Below are 16,135 nucleotides of genomic sequence, written 5' to 3'. Positions count from 1 at the left end.
ATTCCCGCATTATTTTCGGTTTTGACCGCCCGCGGGTGCGGCTTTTGAACATTGGCACAGAAGAAATGAAAGGCACCGATCAGCTGCGCGATGCGGCCTTGCATTTGCGCAATGCAACGGGCCTGCACATGGATTTTCAGGGATTTGTCGAGGCGGACAAAATCAACCGCGGCGAATGCGACGTTGTTGTTTGCGATGGTTTCACGGGAAATATCGCGTTGAAGTCCATTGAGGGTACTGCCCGGTTCGTGACCGATCTGCTGCGCCGCGCGTTTACAAGCTCGGTACGGTCAAAATTCGGCTTTCTGGTGTCGCGTCCGGCGACGGAGTTGCTGCGCCATCATCTTGACCCCAATAATCACAATGGCGCCGTATTCATGGGGCTGAACGGTGTCGTGGTAAAAAGTCACGGTAGCGCCAACGTGAAGGGCGTAGCGAACGCAGTAGAAGTCGCCGCGCGGTTGGTGGAAGAAGACATTACGGCGCGCATCACCCAAGATCTGGCAAGGGTGCAGGCCGAATGACGGCTGCGACCCTTCATGCCGTAATCAAGGGCACAGGGTCCGCGCTTCCGCGCAACCGCGTTTCAAACGCCGAACTTGCTGCCAAAGTCGACACGACGGACGAATGGATTACCGAACGCACCGGTATCAAATTTCGCCATATCGCGGAACCCGATGAAACGACATCCAGCCTTGCGATAGAGGCGTCGCGCAACGCGCTTGAGGCGGCGAATATGGCCGCGTCCGACATTGATCTGATTATTTTGGCGACCGCCACTCCGGACCAGACATTTCCTGCATCGGCCACCATCGTCCAGCACGCGCTTGGCTGCAATGGCGGCGTGGCTTTTGATGTCGCTGCGGTATGTTCGGGGTTCCTGTACGCATTTTCGGTGGCCGAAAGCATGATCCGCGCAAGATCAGCGCGTAACGCATTGGTGATCGGCGCAGAAACCTTCAGCCGCATCTTGGACTGGGAAGACCGCACAACTTGTGTGCTTTTTGGTGATGGTGCCGGCGCAGTCGTGCTGTCGGGCGAAGTCGGAACCCGGGGTGCCTTGGCCACCAAGCTGCATGCCGACGGCCAGCATAATGAATTATTATATGTCGACGGCGGTCCATCGACCACGGGAACGGTTGGCAAGTTGCGCATGAAGGGCCGCGAAGTGTTTCGCCACGCGGTCACCAACCTGACGAGCGTACTTCATGAAGTTCTTGAGGAAGCAGAACTCACGCCTGCAGATGTCGATTGGGTCGTCCCGCATCAGGCAAATGCCCGGATTATTGAAGCGACGGCCAAGAAACTTGGGCTCGACGCCGACAAAGTTGTTCTGACGGTCGACCAGCATGCAAATACCTCGGCAGCCTCCGTTCCGCTGGCCCTTGATGTCGCCGTGCGGGACGGCCGGATTAAGGCCGGGGATGTCATTGTGATCGAGGCAATGGGCGGTGGTTTTACATGGGGCGCTTCCGTCGTTCGAATGTAACCGTTTTCCAACGATCGCCGTTTTACAATTGAAAATTCTGCTGTATATTGTTGCCATTAAGGGTGATCGTTCATCCGGAGACCGTAAATGGCAGACACAGGAACTTTAACGCGCGCCGATCTGGCGGAAATTCTCAATCGTCAAATCGGTTTGTCGCGCGCTGACGCGGCATTGATGATTGAGTCTATTCTTGATCATATGACGACGGCTGTGCTTGATGGCGAAAATGTAAAAATATCCGGTTTTGGTACCTTTGTTTTGCGTGACAAAGGCCAGCGGGTAGGGCGTAATCCCAAAACGGGTGTGGAAGTGCCCATAACGCCGCGTCGGGTCCTGACATTTCGGGCCAGCCAAGGCATGCGTCAAAAGGTCAAATAACCCATCATGGTTGAAAAATCGGCGGACGCATTTCGAACCATTGGCGAAATGGCGGAGGTTTTGGGCGTTCGGACGCATATTTTGCGTTATTGGGAAGAGCAATTCCCCATGCTGAAACCACTGACCCGCGCGGGTGGACGCCGTCTATATCGACCGGATGACGTGGCCTTGCTGCACACTATCCACCGGTTGCTCTATAGCGAGGGATATACGGTCAAAGGCGCCAGACGCTTTTTGGAAACAGGTGACGTGCCTGCCCCAGCGCCCGTTGCTGCATCAGCCCCCGCTACCGCTGGTCCACAGTTTGATCTTTCCGCGCTGCGTGCCATTCGCGACAGGCTCGCATCCGCGCTTGCCGCCGCGTAATTTCAAATAAGCGTCCGCGCGTAGACCATATCGCGGAACGGGACGTCCCCGACCATGAAGACGGTATTTCCAATCGCGGCAAAACCGGCGCGCTCATAAAAAGCGACCGCTTTTTCGTTGTTTTCATACACCGCCAACAGCATGCGTTTTGCGCTGCGCTCGCCCGCGATGGCAAAGGCTTGCTCAAGCAATTGTCTGCCGTTGCCGCCACCTTGCCAGGGCCCCAGTAAATAAATGCGCTTTAACTCAATATCCCCATCCTGTTGCAGGTCAGGGTGCGATGGCGGGGTTATCATGGCGTAGCCAACAGGCGCGCCGAGCGGTGTCTCACCCATCACGATTTCCACACCGGGCTGCGCCAAGGCGTTGGCATAATACTCCGGGCTGTGTTCGGTCCGCAGATGTTCGATCAGTGGTTGGCCCGGATGGTCAAAGGCAAAGGTCGCAAGGAATGTTGCGGATCCAAGAAGCGCCAGCGCATCTGCGTCATGCGCTGCTGCTTTACGCCAAATCACGGGGGTCATTCGTCTTGCGGTCCAAGATCGGGATCAAGATCGCGCGGTCGGATGAAATGCGTCAGCTGGCCGCACGACCGCTCAACGTCCGCCCAATGGTCGATGTTCAGTTCCATACGCGCAATGGCGGCGGTGGGATATTTTTCCCAAACCAGATCGCGCAGCGGTGACTTGCCGTCATCGGGGCAAAGATCGAAAACCAGATCTTCCATGCCGGGATTATGTCCGACCATCAGCAGGTTTTTATGTTCGTCCGCCTGATCACGCAGCACGTCCATCAACGTGGCCGATGATGCCAGATATATCCGGCGGTCCCAATGCGGATCCATGCGTCCGCCAGTGCCCTTCACAAACTGGTCAATCGTGTCGATCACGCGCACAGCGGGGCTGGCAACGACATGGTCGAAAACCAGACCGTTGCGCTTCACCCATGTGCCCATCGTGACAGCAGCTTTCTCGCCGCGCTTATTCAACGGGCGGTCAAAGTCCCGCGGCACCGAGTCATCCCAGCTCGATTTTGCATGACGGAATAAGGTGAGCGTGAACGTCAAAACGGGTTGCTTTCATCGAGACTGATTTTGACGTCCTGCCGCAATTTTTCATCCGGCGAAAGGCCTGTTTTCACAGAAGCGACTGCCTCAGCCAACGTGACCCTTCGTATAGGCGTTCCCGGCGGAAAAGCCGTCAATAGCCGGCTGGGCACGGCGGACGAGAGCAGAACAAAATGCCCCTTGTCGTCTGCGCTGCGGATCAGGCGGCCAAATGCCTGCGCCATTTTCGCGCGAATGATGCGATCATCAAAATCAATGCCGCCATTTTTGAGGCGGCGGGCGCGGTGCAATATGTCGGGGCGCGGCCATGGTATCTGTTCCATGATGACAAGGCGCAGCGAATGCCCCGGCACATCCACGCCGTCGCGCAAGGCATCTGTGCCCAGCAAGCTGGCGTGCGGATCATCCCGGAAAATGTCGACCAAGGTTCCGGTGTCGATTGGGTCGACATGTTGCGCGTACAGCGGCAGGCCATCACGCGCCAAACGGTCGGCGATGCGGGCATAGGTTGATCGCAAACGCCGAATTGCCGTGAACAGGCCAAGCACGCCGCCGCCCGATGCCGTAATCAGCGCGGCATAGGCCCCCGCCAGTGCCGCAGCATCGCCCTTTTTGATATCCGTGACGATCAGGACCTCTGCCTGCGCCATATAGTCAAAGGGGCTGATTGCAGAAAAATGCGTGGCTGGCTTATCCAAATGCAGCGCGCCCGTCCGGGCCTCAGCATTTTTCCAGTCGCCGCCGCTGCGCAAGGTTGCCGATGTGGCAAGAACACCGTGGCTTGGTTTCAGGACGATGTCCGCGACGGGTTTCATCGGGTCAAGCCACCGCCGGTGCATGCCGATGTCCATTTCGCGACCTTCGAACCTGTCAATGGCGAGCCAATCGACAAATTCGGGATCCACCGGGCCTACTGCGCGCGCCAGCATGGATATCCATGCGCGGACTGTATCAATCCGCCAGCTCAAGCTCGCCATAGCGCCCTCAACGCGGGCTCTGGCGCTGCCATCAAGCCAATCGGGGGGATCGGACACCATCGCCTCAAGCCGCTGCCCCAGCACCGTCAGGGGACGCGCGAGCGCCTCCAGCGCGACGGCTGCGTCTGCGGCGGCATCGACAACCGCGGCGTCGGGATCGGCCAGTTCGGTTTCCAGACCATAGCCGCCTTCGGTGGCATTGGTTTCATCGCGGGCAAACACCATCGCGCGCACCGCCGCCAAAAACCGTTCAATGGGTCCCGACGGTGCACCTTCTGCCAACCGCGCCAGCCAACCATCGCCGGGCAGTGCTTCTGCCGCCATTCGTGCCATCTCAATGGCAAGGCCGCCTTCTTCATCATAAGAGGCAACATCGGCGAGGCGCGCCGACAAACCACGGCGCCGGCCGCGGGCTTTGCCTTCGGGGCCAATCACCCAGCGGCGCAGCTCGATGGTTTCTTGGCCGGTGAGCGCTGCCGCAAACATCGAATCCGCAGCATCGAAAAGGTGATGGCCCTCGTCGAAGATGATGCGGCTGGGGCGGTTGAGTTCATCCCGACCGCGCGCGGCATTGACCATCATCAGCGCATGGTTGGCGATGACAATTTCGGCCTGAACCGATGATCGGGACGCGCGTTCGATGAAGCATTTTTTGTAGTGCGGACATCCGGCATAAATACATTCGCCCCGCCGGTCGGTGAGCGCGGTCGACCCGTTGCGCCGGAACAATGTCGGCAGCCATCCGGGCAAATCGCCGCCGATCATGTCCCCGTCGTTCGAATAAGCGGCCCAGCGCGCCACGAGGTGTGCAAGGATCGCCGCACGTCCGGCAAAACCGCCTTGCAACGCATCTTCAAGGTTCAGCAGGCACAAATAATTTTCGCGTCCCTTGCGGACCACTACTTTGGATTTGAAGGTTTCATAGTCCGGATAAATACGCTGTGCTTCGCGGACCAATTGGCGTTGCAACGCCTTGGTAAAGGTTGAAATCCAAACGGTTCCGTCCGCTGCCGTCGCCCAAAGGCTGGCGGGAGCCAGATAACCCAGCGTCTTGCCAATTCCGGTCCCGGCCTCAGCCAGTAACATATTCGGTTCGCCTTTGCGCGCGCGGGGCGCAAAAATCTCGGCTGCGGCTTGTGCGAAATCGCGCTGTCCCTGCCGTGTTTCGGCTGACCCGCCGACAAGCGAGGCGAGCCGTTGCTGCACGGCTTCGGCGCCAAGGGTGACAACGCGCGGCGGCGTGCGCGGTGGTGCTTCCTCCCATTCGGACAGGCGGCTGAACAGCCAGCGTTCGGGTTTTTCGGGCTTTTTCAATCGCGCCAAAATCAGGTTGGACCATGGCCAACGCAGCCGCATCAACGCTTGCGCTGCGTCCCAAGCACCCTCGCGTTCGGCCCAGTCTGGCGCACCCAGAACGGCAAGCAACGTGCGCGCAGCCACCAGCAGAAACTGCGGGACCTCCTGATCCGTCGTCGGCGGCGTAATGCCCAAAGCCTTCGCCATGCCTTTTGGCGTCGGAACCGCAAAACGGGCGGGATATACGAACGCGAACAATTCCAGCAGGTCGAGGCCCGATAAATCCGGATAGCCAAGCCGCTGTGCAACCAACGGGGCATTCAGCATGACCATAGGCGTTTCCGCCGCACGGCCAGCCGCTTCGCCTTTCCCGACGGTTTGCACCTGACCATCTATCGACCCTACCCATATGCCGGCATGGCTTGCATGGAGCGCAGGAAAGGCTAGGGGAGTGTCCATAACATCTGATAGTCGTATTTGGAACGAAAGAGCAACACGTGACTGACCTTCGCGATATAGCAATGGCATCGAAAGCCTGGCCTTTTGAAGAGGCGCGGCGTTTGTTGAAACGTTATCCAAGCGGCAAAGCAGATGGCGCGGCAATCATCTTTGAATGTGGCTATGGCCCATCGGGTCTTCCGCATATCGGCACGTTCAATGAAGTCCTGCGCACAACTATGGTGCGCAACGCCCTTGGAACGCTGTCCGATGCGCCGACTCGGCTGATCGAATTTTCGGATGATATGGACGGTCTGCGCAAGGTTCCGGACAATGTACCGAACCAAGCGATGCTGACCGAACATCTCGGCAAGCCGCTGTCGCGCATTCCCGATCCGTTCGAAAAGTTCGAAAGCTTCGCCGCGCATAACAATGCCATGCTGCGCGATTTCCTTGACCAATTCGGCTTTGACTATGAATTTATCTCGTCATCGTCGCAATATGAAAGCGGGGCGTTTGACGCTGCGCTGAAAAATGTGCTGCGCAATTATCAGGGCATTATGGACATCATGCTGCCGACCTTGCGCAAAGAACGCGCCGCGACCTATTCGCCGATTCTGCCGATTAGCGAAAAGACCGGAATTGTCCTTCAGGTGCCGGTGGAAGTTGTAGATGCCGAAGCTGGCCTTATACGGTTTGATGATGGCGGCGACCTTGTCACGCAGTCGATCCTTGGCGGTAAGGCGAAGCTTCAGTGGAAGGTCGACTGGGCCATGCGTTGGGTTGCAATTGGCGTTGATTACGAAATGTACGGGAAAGATTTGACCGACAGCGGCGTGCAATCCGGAAAGATTGCGCGTGTCCTGGGCGGGCGTCCACCCGAAAGCCTGATCTATGAAATGTTCCTCGACGAAAAAGGCGAGAAGATTTCGAAGTCAAAGGGCAATGGCCTCGCGCTTGAGGATTGGTTGAAATACGGCACGGAAAATAGCGTCGCATTCTACGCCTTCCGCGAACCAAAGAGTGCAAAGCAACTCCATTTGGGTGTCGTGCCGAAGGCGGTGGACGAATATTTCCAGTTCCGCGCACAATGGCATGACCAACCCGTTGAAAAGCGGTTAGGCAACCCGGTCCATCATATCCACAATGGACAGGTGCCAAGCGGGCAGCCACCGGTCACATTCGGCCTTTTGCTGAATCTCGTTGGCGTCATGGGTGCAGGCGCGACCGAGGAGCAGGTATGGGCCTATCTTGGCAATTATGCCGACAATGTGTCGCCAGAAAATGCGCCTGAACTCGCGGAGCTTATTCCCATCGCGCTAGCCTATAATCGCGATTTTGTGGCGCCGACCTTGCAAAAGCGCAAGCCTGAGGGCGTTGAGGTTGCTGCGTTGCAAACGCTCGACGCGCGTTTGGCCGAACTGCCTGCGGACGCGACCGCCGAGGACATACAAAATATCGTGTATGAAATCGGCAAAGAGGGCGGTTTTGAAAATCTGCGTGATTGGTTCAAGGCGCTGTATGAAACGTTGCTTGGCTCAAGCGCTGGTCCGCGCATGGGCAGCTTCATCGCGCTCTACGGCATCGCGAACAGCCGGCAGTTGATTGCAGAAGCGCTTGCATGAACCCGACGATGATGACCATTTGTGTCACCCTGTTCATCCGGTTTAAGCGGGCTGGGTGGCTGTAGGCCGGTTGACCGCCTGCCGCAAAACATCGCGATAATTGGGCGAAATCGTCATGCGCGGATAATAGCCGCCATTGCCCAACAGCCGGTGGGTGGCGCGTAATTTGTAGCACGGCACACCCATGAACAGATGATGTTCGCTGTGATAGTTCACCCAATATGGCGCCACGGTCATGCGCGCCAAGACACCGGCATAGGTCGTGCGTGCATGTGTGAACGGGTCGCCACTGCCGGTCGGGGTGCAGGCGTGCTCGGCAATGTTGCGGATGCGCAGGAACAATTGAAATGTCGTCGCCAGCGCGGCCAGCCAAAGCAGGAATGGCGTCCAACCCCAAATCGTCAACGATATCGCCAGCAAAATCGTCTGCACAATCAGGAATCGGCCCACGGTACGCGCGGTCGTTTTGGCGCCTTCCACATTGGCGATTGGCGCGCCGACACCTGCTCTGTTTTGCATGTTGAACGCCCGGCCTGCGTGCGTATCGGCCTTACCCGCGCCGTTTTCACCACGCAGTATCGCCGCCACGCCGCGCAACGCCGCCGCAAATTGCGCGCGCCTTTGCTTAAAGAACGTTTGCCCGGTCAGGTCGCGGATGAACTTGCGGCGCAGGCTGTCGCGGCTGGTCGGAAACGGCGCGGACAAGGACAGGTCGGGATCTTCGGGTTGCTGCGTGAATTTGTGGTGCGTCAGATGATAGGTGCGATAGGCGAACAGGTCGCTGCCCGTTGCGGCGCCTGACGGCCATTGCCCCAGCCAGTTGTTGGTTTTGCGATTGGGGTGGAGCAGACCGTGCGCACCGTCATGCATCAGGATGGACAGCCCCAGTTGCCGCCCGCCCAACACGGCCAGGGCCAGCGGCGTCACCAATATCCCGGTAAGCCAGTGATAGTTCCACGCCGCAGCACCACCAAATGCCGCAAGCGCCACGATGATCCACGCATGGATGATGAGCCATATGCCGCGCCATACGGACAAGGTCGTGATGGCACGCCAGTCATCCGATGCAAAAACCTCGCGTGGGTTGGCTGCTTTTACTGCCGGCATGGAGCATCGCCTTTCATAGCAACGTCATATCGCAGCCAACCCGACCACGCAAATGCGTTACGCCACAGCCCGCGCTGCAAAGCCGGCCATCGCGGCCTGTGCCTTGCGTGACTCGCTGAAGCTGAAAATAGGCCAATCGTGCATCATGCCGGCAAGTTCAGTGAGATCAACCGAAGGTACTTTAGCCTTTAACGCTCTGGAATCGGTGACCAAAATGTCATCCCCGCCCGCAAAGGCCAAAATGGGTGGCAGGCCATCCCAGTTGCCAAAGATTGGGCTGCAGCGTGGATCGGTAAGGGGCAAGTCGCCCGCGTACAAGCTACCACCTTCGGCAATGCCGCTGATGGTCAATATTCCGTCACGCGGTTCTGTTTTCAACTGTTCGGGATGTGCCGGGTCCAGGTCAAGCCAAGGGCAAATGAGCAACAGGCCAGCCGGCAGTGTTTGACCGCCGTCGCGTGCCATCTGCGCCAATGCCGCGGTCACGCCGCCCCCTGCGGAGTCGCCACCCATGACGAACGGCGCGCCGTTGATGTCGGCTTGATACGCCGCGTAATATGCGCTGGCCCATGCCGTAATGGCTTCGGCTGAGCTTTCAGGCGCGAGCGGATACAGTGGTGCCGTGATCGACCAGCCATGTTGTGATGCCATGTGGCTCAAGAATTTCCAGTGGATGTCCGTGGCTGAATAAACATAGCCACCGCCGTGCCAGAACAAAATATGGGCGCTGGGCGCTCTGTCCTTGGGCGCGACGTGCCAGACATTGCGGCCCTGAAATTCGCTCTGCCGGACCTCAACGTCGCCCTTTGCGATTGGTCGCGGCGTAGGCGCTGCCCGGACTTTGACGATGTTTTGTTGAAACTGCGGGCCGCCTGTAAACATCCGGCGATAATAGCCGGTGGTGCGCAAAACAAATCCAGCAAGGCTGGCGGTAAAACTTGGCATGATTGTATTCCCCCTCATGACAAGCGCTATATCAAGGCAGGGGACCAATCAAGCTGTTCGCTTCCCGACAAGAATTCTTGCCGGGAAGCGCGCAGTTTACTTCGACACGGCGATCCAGGCGTCGATCTTTTTCTCAAGCACGGTCAATGGCAGTGCGCCGGTGTTCAGAACCTGATTGTGGAATTCGCGCACGTCGAATTTCTTGCCAAGTTCCTTCTTTGCCTTGTCTTTCAGACGCAGGATGGTGAGGGCGCCGATTTTATAGGCCAATGCTTGTGACGGAATGGCGATGTAGCGCTCAACCTCTGCCGTGGCGTCGGTTTTGCCCATATCGCTGTTGGCAAGCATATAGTCGATGGCCTGTTCGCGGGTCCAACCCTTGCTGTGGATGCCGGTGTCGACCACGAGACGCATCGCGCGTAGCATTTCGTCGGACAGCGTCCCAAAGCGTTGATACGGGTCTTTAAACAGGCCCATCTCGTAACCGAGGGTTTCGGAATAAAGCGCCCAACCTTCGACATAGGCCGTGTTGCCGCCGAAACGCATGAACGCGGGAAGCTTTTCATTTTCCTGTGCGATGCTGATCTGGAAATGGTGCCCAGGTGCGCCTTCATGCAAATAAAGCGTGGTCATGCCAGGCGTGGTGCGGCTTGGCAGGTCATAGGCGTTGAAATAAAATGTGCCGGGACGCGATCCATCTGGGGTACCTGATTGATAGCTGCCGCCTGCTTCATATTTCTCGCGGAATTCTTCGTAGGGCTTAATCTCAAGCGGTGCCTTGGGCAGATATTTGAACTGCGTCGAAATTGTTGCGTCGACCTTTTTGCCGATATCGTAATAACCCTGCGTCAGCGCATCACGGCTCGACATTTTGAATTTCGGATCCGAACGCAGATGCTCGAAAAATTCGGGCAGGGTGCCTTTGAAGCGAACTTCATTCTTGATGGCTTCCATACCCGATATAATCCGGGCGACTTCCGACAATCCCAGATTGTGGATGTCGTCGGCCTTCAATGGCAGGGTCGTCGTTTGTTCGATCAGATATTGATACAGGCCTTCGCCGCCCTTCATGGCAGACAATCCGACCTGTTCGCGCGCCAATGGCAAATAGCTGTCGCGCAGGAAGTCACGAAGACGGGCATTGGCTGGGTACAGACCGTTGACGATGATATCGCGATATTCCGACGTCAGGCGTGCTTTGTCCGCATCGCTGAAGTCCGCAGGGAATTTCAGAACTGGCCCGTAATAAGGCGACTCTTCGGTCTTTTGCGCCAATTGTGTGTTCAACTGGTCGATGACATTGCGGATCGTCATCTTCGTTTCGAATACACCGGACGCCATGCCTTGGCGGAAACGGCCAATTGATGCGTCCATCAGGACGATGAATTCCTTGTGACGCTTCAGGTTGTTTTCGTAATCCTGAACCGTTTTGAAAGGTGCTGCACCCTGTCCGCTGGCGAAGGTTGGATAAAAAGTGTGAAAGCCGAAAAAGTGATTGAGTGGACGCACGACCGTCAGGTCCATAATTTCTTTGGACAGACCCTTCAGCGCATCGATCTGGCTTTGCTTGTAAACGTCGTATGCAATTTTGTCGGTGTCATTCAACTTTGCGCGGTCGATTGTTTTTAAGCCGTCCAGATTGGCCTGCGCTGCGCTGCGTTCATTGTCGAAATACGCGTCGGAGACGTAGTCACCAAAGCGGTCCGCATAGCGCATATCGCCGCGGAACATCGCGTTGAGCGGGTTACGCTTCAGGCTGGCTTCGTCGTCCGCAGCGAATAAAGCGGCAAGCCGCTGGCTTTCCGTCGCGCTGGCCTCGGTTGTCGCAGTTTGCGCGTGCGCTGTGCCAAATGGCGCCAATAGTGCGGCACTGACGAGAAGAAGAATGCGTGGGCTATGTTTCATATGGGTCTCTCCAAAAATTGTGTTGGACGCATCAAGAATATGTTGCGGGCAAGCATTAGCGGATGTCTTACCTCCGCGTGCCCGGCACAAGATAAATTCGACAGACGACGGATAATCTGTGGCAGACGATATACAATATTTGCAATCTGTTACCGTATCGTTTCGGCAATCAGGACGGCTTTTGCGTGTTGAGTTCAAGCCAGTTATTCTGCCGGTACCATTTAGTAATCACATGCTTCACGCCGCGGGTAACAGGCGTTCCGGTATGCAGCGTTTTATAATTCAGTGATCCGTCGAGCTGCATATTATTCCAGATGAGCATCATGCCTGCTTGCGGTCTCACACCAAGGCCAAGATGTGGAAACTCGGTTGTGCCGCCTTCTTCAGGTTCATTGAGGAATATCATCGCAGTCCAGCTGCGCTGGCCGCCGGCGGGGCCCTCCTTAAGCCAATAGCTTTGGCTGGGATGAAAAAAGTCGTGGTGCGCCTTAAACTCCTGACCGACTTGATAACGCTGCCCCTGCATCGTTTCGGCATAGCTGTTGTCGATGCCCAAAACATCGCTCATCCGCGCCTCAATTTTGGCGATGAACGCATCCCAACGGTTCAGGTGACAGCTGAAGCTGGTCCGGAAACCCGCTTGCTCGGTCCCTTTGTACAATGTCGACGGCACGGCATCGGCATCAATTTTGGCGATCATCGTTTTGCAGTCCGTCGCACCCAAAAAGCCCTGATACACATATAATTGCGCATCAGGGTGATCGACCTGCTGGACAAGCGGATTGGCATTCAGTCGTTTTGTGACGTGCGCGCCAATCCGCGACAGCTTTGCCGGATCGTTATTGGAATCGAACTCCTTGATAGGCGTATCAGGCTGCATCTTATCACCGAATCACGGAACGATACGTCCCCTTACCATGACCCACTCCGCCTTTTCGAGCGTACGGATGTTGGTCAGCGGATTTTCATTTACGGCGACCATGTCGGCGGAATATCCCACGGCGATCCGGCCGATTTCATTTTCCAGCCCGAGCGTTTTGGCGGCAACCGTCGTCGCGCTGGCCAGTGCCTCGGTTGGCGTCATGCCCGCGTTTACCAGCAAAGCAAACTCACTGGCATTGCTGCCATGTTCAAAGACGCCAGCATCGGTTCCAAAGGCGACAGTAACGCCCATCGCCTTGGCCAGCTTAACCTGACGCCCTGCAAATTCGAGCGCCTGCTTGGCCTTTACCTCAACGGTCGGCGTGTAAATCCCTTTGCCAAGGCGGGCGCGCACGCCCTCCAGTGCCATCAACGTTGGGACCAATGCCGTGCCCTTGGCCTTCATGACCTTCAAAGCGGCTTCATCTGCAAATGTGCCATGTTCGATGGAATCAATGCCGGCTGCTGCCGCTGCCTCAATGCCCCGGGCACCATGGGCGTGCGCCATGACCTTCAGGCCAAGTGAGTGCGCCGTGTTGGCAATGGAGACCATTTCCTCATTCGTGAAATGCGCTTCCAGCCCTCTGCCCTGTTGCGACAATACGCCGCCGGTCGCGGTGATCTTGATAACATCTGCGCCCGCCTTTGACGATTTTCGGACTTTTTCGGCGCATTCAACGGGGCCAGTGCAGGTGAAACCGGAATCCAGCGCGGTCAAAACGTCACTGCGGAAACCAGTGACATCGCCATGGCCGCCGACGATCGACAATGCTGGACCAGCAGCGACAATGCGTGGGCCAACAATGCGGCCTTCCGCGGTACCGCGGCGCAGGACAAAAGCAGTATTTTGCGCAGAACCGGCTTCGCGTACCGTTGTGAAACCTGCTTTGACGGTTAGCGCGGCGTTTTTCACGCCCATGACGACGCCCCATTCATCAGGATTGACCGCTTCGTCGCGGAAATCATCGCCGGGGTCGCCGGTCAAATGGACGTGAAGGTCGATGAGGCCGGGAACCAATGTTTTGGTCGAAAGGTCGACCACTGTATCCGCCTGAAACGGATTATTCGTGCCTTTGGCGATATTTTTGATGCGCCCGTCTTCGACCAAGATAACCGCTGGGCCAGTTGGACCAGTGGCCGCGTCGGGAACCAGATTGCCGACAATGATTGCTTGCGTCGCTGCCAATGACGGGGCTGAAACACATAAAGCTGCACCAGCGAGTAAAATCTTACGGAACATCAAAAAACCTCTCTTATGTTTATGCACGGCCTCGTTACACGACTTTGTTAAACGGTATGTCCATGACCGGGAATTGTTCCCAGCCGGTGAAGTCGAAATGCCACCATTCGTTCGAAAGGCCCACAAACCCCTCGGCCTCCAAATAGCGTTGTAAGCGGGCACGGTTGGTCAATGCTGCCGGGGTAGCGCCCATATAATCGCGATGGGCCTTTTCGGAAAAATCATCGAACTCCGTTGGCATCTCGACCAGTTGTCCGGTGCGTAGGTCATGCAACGTCAAATCGACGGCACAGCCACGATTATGTTTGGACCCGCGTTTGGGGTTCGCCACATATCCTTTCTTGGGGCCGACCGGCGTTGCGTCCCATAATTTTTTGGTTATCCGCCACGGTCGATAGGCGTCGTAAATTGTCAGGCCAAAGCCATCCGCCTGGGCTGCCTTGCTGGCGCGCGCGACCGCTTGCGCGGCAGGGGCGGCCAGAAAGGCACGCGCTTCGTCGTACAGCACCCGCCCGGTGAAATTGTTGGCGGTCGCATAACGCATATCGAGCTTGATCGCTGGGTCGAGCGTGACCAACTCGATCAGGCGTTTGGGATCGCCAGCTTTAAGCCGCGCAGCGGCATTGGCGGGGATGAACGACACATCGCGGTCTGGCCCCGCAGGAACACAGCTGGCCAGCGGCAGTGCCGCCAGCCCAAAAGCCACCTCCCGGCGGGAGAAGCTCATTTTGCGTCTTTCGCCAACCACTCTTCAAGCCATTTGATCGTGTAATTTCCATTTTGGAAATCAGGCTCTTCCAACAAACGCTGATGCAGCGGAATGGTTGTCTTCATGCCTTCAATCACGAATTCGCCAAGCGCACGGCGAAGCCGCATCAGGCAGCCTTCGCGGGTTTGACCATAGACGATCAGCTTTGCGATCATGCTGTCATAATAGGGCGGAACTTTATAGCCATGATACAGGCCGCTATCGACGCGGACATAAAGGCCGCCGGGCGGGTGATACCAGGACACGGTTCCGGGGGACGGCATGAAGGTTTGTGGGTCTTCGGCGTTAATCCGGCATTCGACGGCATGGCCCGTGAAGGTCACATCTTCTTGTGTGAACGAAAGCGGCTTGCCTTCGGCGACGCGGATTTGTTCGCGGACGAGGTCGATGCCGGTAATCATTTCAGTGACCGGGTGCTCGACCTGAAGCCGGGTGTTCATTTCGATGAAATAGAACTCACCATTTTCCCACAGAAACTCGATGGTACCCGCGCCGCGATAGCCCATGTCAGCCATAGCCTTGGCACAGATATTGCCCATACGATCACGTTCAGCGGTCGCAAGAACGGGCGAGGGCGCTTCTTCGAGCACTTTTTGGTGACGCCGTTGTAGCGAACAATCGCGTTCGCCCAAATGGACGGCATTGCCGTTGCCATCGCCAAATATCTGAAATTCGATGTGGCGCGGGTTGCCGAGATATTTTTCGAGGTAGACCGTCGCATCGCCAAAGGCGGCTTTTGCTTCGGACCCTGCTTGCTGCATTTGGGTCTCAAGCTCTTCTTCGCTGTTGACGACCTTCATGCCGCGGCCACCGCCACCCGACGCCGCCTTGATGATTACCGGATATCCGATTTCGCGGGCAATTGCTTTGGCTTCGGCGACATCTTCAATGGCGCCGTCAGAGCCGGGGACAAGCGGCAAACCCAATGCGCCTGCCGAACGCTTGGCTTCAACCTTGTCGCCCATCGTGCGGATATGTTCGGGCTTAGGGCCAATCCATTTGATGTTGTGGCTCTCAACGATTTCCGCAAACTGCGCGTTTTCCGACAGAAAGCCGTAGCCGGGGTGAATGGCGTCAGCATGGCTGATTTCCGCGGCGGAGATAATCGCCGGTATGTTCAAATAGCTGTCGGTTGCAGATGGCGGTCCGATGCAAATGGCTTCGTCGGCGAGGCGCACATGCATGGCATCGGCATCCGCAGTCGAATGCACGGCAACGGTCTTGATCCCCATTTCATGCGCCGCACGGTGAATGCGAAGCGCGATCTCGCCGCGGTTGGCGATAAGGATTTTTTCGATCGCCATAGGTTAAGCAATCACCAGCAATGGCTGGTCAAATTCGACAGGCTGCCCGCTTTCTACGTAAATCGCGGTAACCGTTCCTGCATTTGGCGCGATGATTGGGTTCATGACCTTCATCGCCTCAATGATCAGGACGGTGTCGCCTGCCTTGACTTGCTGACCAACGCTGATGAACGGTGCGGCATCGGGCTCAGGTGTCAGATACGCCGTGCCCACCATCGGCGATTTCAAGGCATTTGCTGCAGTCGCAGGCGCGCTTGGGGCTTCTTGGGCCGCAGCAACAGCGGGGGCCGCAACAGCAACGGGCGCTGC

General features: G+C 57.1%; 15 protein-coding genes and 1 pseudogene. 5 read left to right on the top strand and 11 right to left on the bottom strand.

Going from position 1 to position 16,135, the window contains the following annotated elements; translation table 11 throughout:
• The 4 genes and pseudogenes from ACILQA_RS05020 to ACILQA_RS05005 all read left to right on the top strand — a co-directional run.
• Nucleotides 1-524: pseudogene (locus tag ACILQA_RS05020) on the top strand (phosphate acyltransferase); the annotation flags it as partial.
• Entirely contained in the window at nt 521-1,489 is a 969-nt protein-coding gene (locus ACILQA_RS05015) for a beta-ketoacyl-ACP synthase III (protein ID WP_395628697.1), read from the top strand. The pseudogene ACILQA_RS05020 and the gene ACILQA_RS05015, both read left to right, overlap by 4 nt.
• Nucleotides 1,490-1,576: 87 nt before the next feature.
• Entirely contained in the window at nt 1,577-1,867 is a 291-nt protein-coding gene (locus ACILQA_RS05010) for an integration host factor subunit alpha (RefSeq protein ID WP_395628696.1), read from the top strand.
• A gap of 6 nt (nt 1,868-1,873) precedes the next feature.
• Nucleotides 1,874-2,233 (top strand): MerR family transcriptional regulator, encoded by a 360-nt coding sequence (locus ACILQA_RS05005; RefSeq protein ID WP_395628695.1) that lies wholly within the window; start codon nt 1,874-1,876, stop codon nt 2,231-2,233.
• A 2-nt stretch (nt 2,234-2,235) separates the two neighbouring features.
• On the opposite strand, the gene ACILQA_RS05000 is transcribed toward ACILQA_RS05005, so the two are convergent.
• Genes ACILQA_RS05000 through ACILQA_RS04990 form a run of 3 tightly spaced genes read right to left on the bottom strand, consistent with a single transcriptional unit; the run spans nt 2,236 to nt 6,031 of the window.
• Nucleotides 2,236-2,757 (bottom strand): GNAT family N-acetyltransferase, encoded by a 522-nt coding sequence (locus ACILQA_RS05000; protein ID WP_395628694.1) that lies wholly within the window; start codon nt 2,755-2,757, stop codon nt 2,236-2,238.
• Nucleotides 2,754-3,299 (bottom strand): SixA phosphatase family protein, encoded by a 546-nt coding sequence (locus ACILQA_RS04995; protein ID WP_395628693.1) that lies wholly within the window; start codon nt 3,297-3,299, stop codon nt 2,754-2,756. Before ACILQA_RS04995 ends, ACILQA_RS05000 begins: the two co-directional genes overlap by 4 nt.
• The gene (locus ACILQA_RS04990; RefSeq protein WP_395628692.1) at nt 3,296-6,031 is read right to left on the bottom strand and encodes an ATP-dependent DNA helicase; all 2,736 of its coding nucleotides are present in this window, start codon (nt 6,029-6,031) and stop codon (nt 3,296-3,298) included. The genes ACILQA_RS04995 and ACILQA_RS04990 overlap by 4 nt, the downstream gene beginning before the upstream one ends.
• Nucleotides 6,032-6,093: 62 nt before the next feature.
• On the opposite strand from ACILQA_RS04990, the gene ACILQA_RS04985 reads away from it, so the two are divergent.
• Nucleotides 6,094-7,635, top strand: coding sequence for a lysine--tRNA ligase (locus tag ACILQA_RS04985; RefSeq protein WP_395628698.1), 1,542 nt, complete (start codon nt 6,094-6,096; stop codon nt 7,633-7,635).
• A 42-nt stretch (nt 7,636-7,677) separates the two neighbouring features.
• Here the strand turns inward: ACILQA_RS04985 and ACILQA_RS04980 are convergent, their stop codons facing one another.
• The 8 genes from ACILQA_RS04980 to ACILQA_RS04945 all read right to left on the bottom strand — a co-directional run.
• Nucleotides 7,678-8,742 carry a fatty acid desaturase family protein gene (locus ACILQA_RS04980; RefSeq protein ID WP_395628691.1) on the bottom strand — a complete coding sequence of 355 codons (1,065 nt, stop codon included), beginning with the start codon at nt 8,740-8,742 and terminating at the stop codon, nt 7,678-7,680.
• A gap of 57 nt (nt 8,743-8,799) precedes the next feature.
• A complete protein-coding gene (locus ACILQA_RS04975) occupies nt 8,800-9,687 on the bottom strand; it encodes an alpha/beta hydrolase fold domain-containing protein (RefSeq protein WP_395628690.1) in 888 nt (295 codons plus the stop codon).
• Between the two features lie 96 nt (nt 9,688-9,783).
• Nucleotides 9,784-11,592, bottom strand: coding sequence for a DUF885 domain-containing protein (locus tag ACILQA_RS04970; RefSeq protein ID WP_395628689.1), 1,809 nt, complete (start codon nt 11,590-11,592; stop codon nt 9,784-9,786).
• A 169-nt stretch (nt 11,593-11,761) separates the two neighbouring features.
• Complete coding sequence (locus ACILQA_RS04965) at nt 11,762-12,472, bottom strand: prolyl hydroxylase family protein (RefSeq protein ID WP_395628688.1); 711 nt, start codon at nt 12,470-12,472, stop codon at nt 11,762-11,764.
• Nucleotides 12,473-12,484: 12 nt separating this feature from the next.
• On the bottom strand, nt 12,485-13,753 hold the full coding sequence (locus ACILQA_RS04960) for an amidohydrolase family protein (protein ID WP_395628687.1): 1,269 nt from the start codon (nt 13,751-13,753) through the stop codon (nt 12,485-12,487).
• A 34-nt stretch (nt 13,754-13,787) separates the two neighbouring features.
• Nucleotides 13,788-14,480: a M15 family metallopeptidase gene (locus ACILQA_RS04955; protein WP_395628686.1), complete on the bottom strand. Its 693-nt coding sequence runs from the start codon at nt 14,478-14,480 to the stop codon at nt 13,788-13,790.
• The gene (gene accC, locus ACILQA_RS04950) at nt 14,477-15,826 is read right to left on the bottom strand and encodes an acetyl-CoA carboxylase biotin carboxylase subunit (protein WP_333569344.1); all 1,350 of its coding nucleotides are present in this window, start codon (nt 15,824-15,826) and stop codon (nt 14,477-14,479) included. The genes ACILQA_RS04955 and accC overlap by 4 nt, the downstream gene beginning before the upstream one ends.
• Before the next feature lie 3 nt (nt 15,827-15,829).
• A partial coding sequence (locus tag ACILQA_RS04945; protein WP_395628685.1) for an acetyl-CoA carboxylase biotin carboxyl carrier protein occupies nt 15,830-16,135 on the bottom strand: 306 nt, incomplete at its 5' end.

This window comes from Sphingorhabdus sp. (assembly GCF_044239005.1).
Taxonomy (GTDB): Bacteria; Pseudomonadota; Alphaproteobacteria; order Sphingomonadales; family Sphingomonadaceae; genus Sphingorhabdus_B.
The sequence above is the reverse complement of the archived record's forward strand: the minus strand, read 5'-3'. Positions and strand labels throughout refer to the sequence as shown.

Bases quoted from the DNA above. Each gene is read 5' to 3' on its own strand.
- ACILQA_RS05015 (WP_395628697.1), top strand. From the start codon at position 521: ATGACGGCTGCGACCCTTCATGCCGTAATCAAGGGCACAGGGTCCGCG.
- ACILQA_RS05010 (WP_395628696.1), top strand. From the start codon at position 1,577: ATGGCAGACACAGGAACTTTAACGCGCGCCGATCTGGCGGAAATTCTC.
- ACILQA_RS05005 (WP_395628695.1), top strand. From the start codon at position 1,874: ATGGTTGAAAAATCGGCGGACGCATTTCGAACCATTGGCGAAATGGCG.
- ACILQA_RS05000 (WP_395628694.1), bottom strand. From the start codon at position 2,757: ATGACCCCCGTGATTTGGCGTAAAGCAGCAGCGCATGACGCAGATGCG.
- ACILQA_RS04990 (WP_395628692.1), bottom strand. From the start codon at position 6,031: ATGGACACTCCCCTAGCCTTTCCTGCGCTCCATGCAAGCCATGCCGGC.
- ACILQA_RS04985 (WP_395628698.1), top strand. From the start codon at position 6,094: ATGGCATCGAAAGCCTGGCCTTTTGAAGAGGCGCGGCGTTTGTTGAAA.
- ACILQA_RS04980 (WP_395628691.1), bottom strand. From the start codon at position 8,742: ATGCCGGCAGTAAAAGCAGCCAACCCACGCGAGGTTTTTGCATCGGAT.
- ACILQA_RS04975 (WP_395628690.1), bottom strand. From the start codon at position 9,687: ATGCCAAGTTTTACCGCCAGCCTTGCTGGATTTGTTTTGCGCACCACC.
- ACILQA_RS04970 (WP_395628689.1), bottom strand. From the start codon at position 11,592: ATGAAACATAGCCCACGCATTCTTCTTCTCGTCAGTGCCGCACTATTG.
- ACILQA_RS04965 (WP_395628688.1), bottom strand. From the start codon at position 12,472: ATGCAGCCTGATACGCCTATCAAGGAGTTCGATTCCAATAACGATCCG.
- ACILQA_RS04960 (WP_395628687.1), bottom strand. From the start codon at position 13,753: ATGTTCCGTAAGATTTTACTCGCTGGTGCAGCTTTATGTGTTTCAGCC.
- ACILQA_RS04955 (WP_395628686.1), bottom strand. From the start codon at position 14,480: ATGAGCTTCTCCCGCCGGGAGGTGGCTTTTGGGCTGGCGGCACTGCCG.
- accC (WP_333569344.1), bottom strand. From the start codon at position 15,826: ATGGCGATCGAAAAAATCCTTATCGCCAACCGCGGCGAGATCGCGCTT.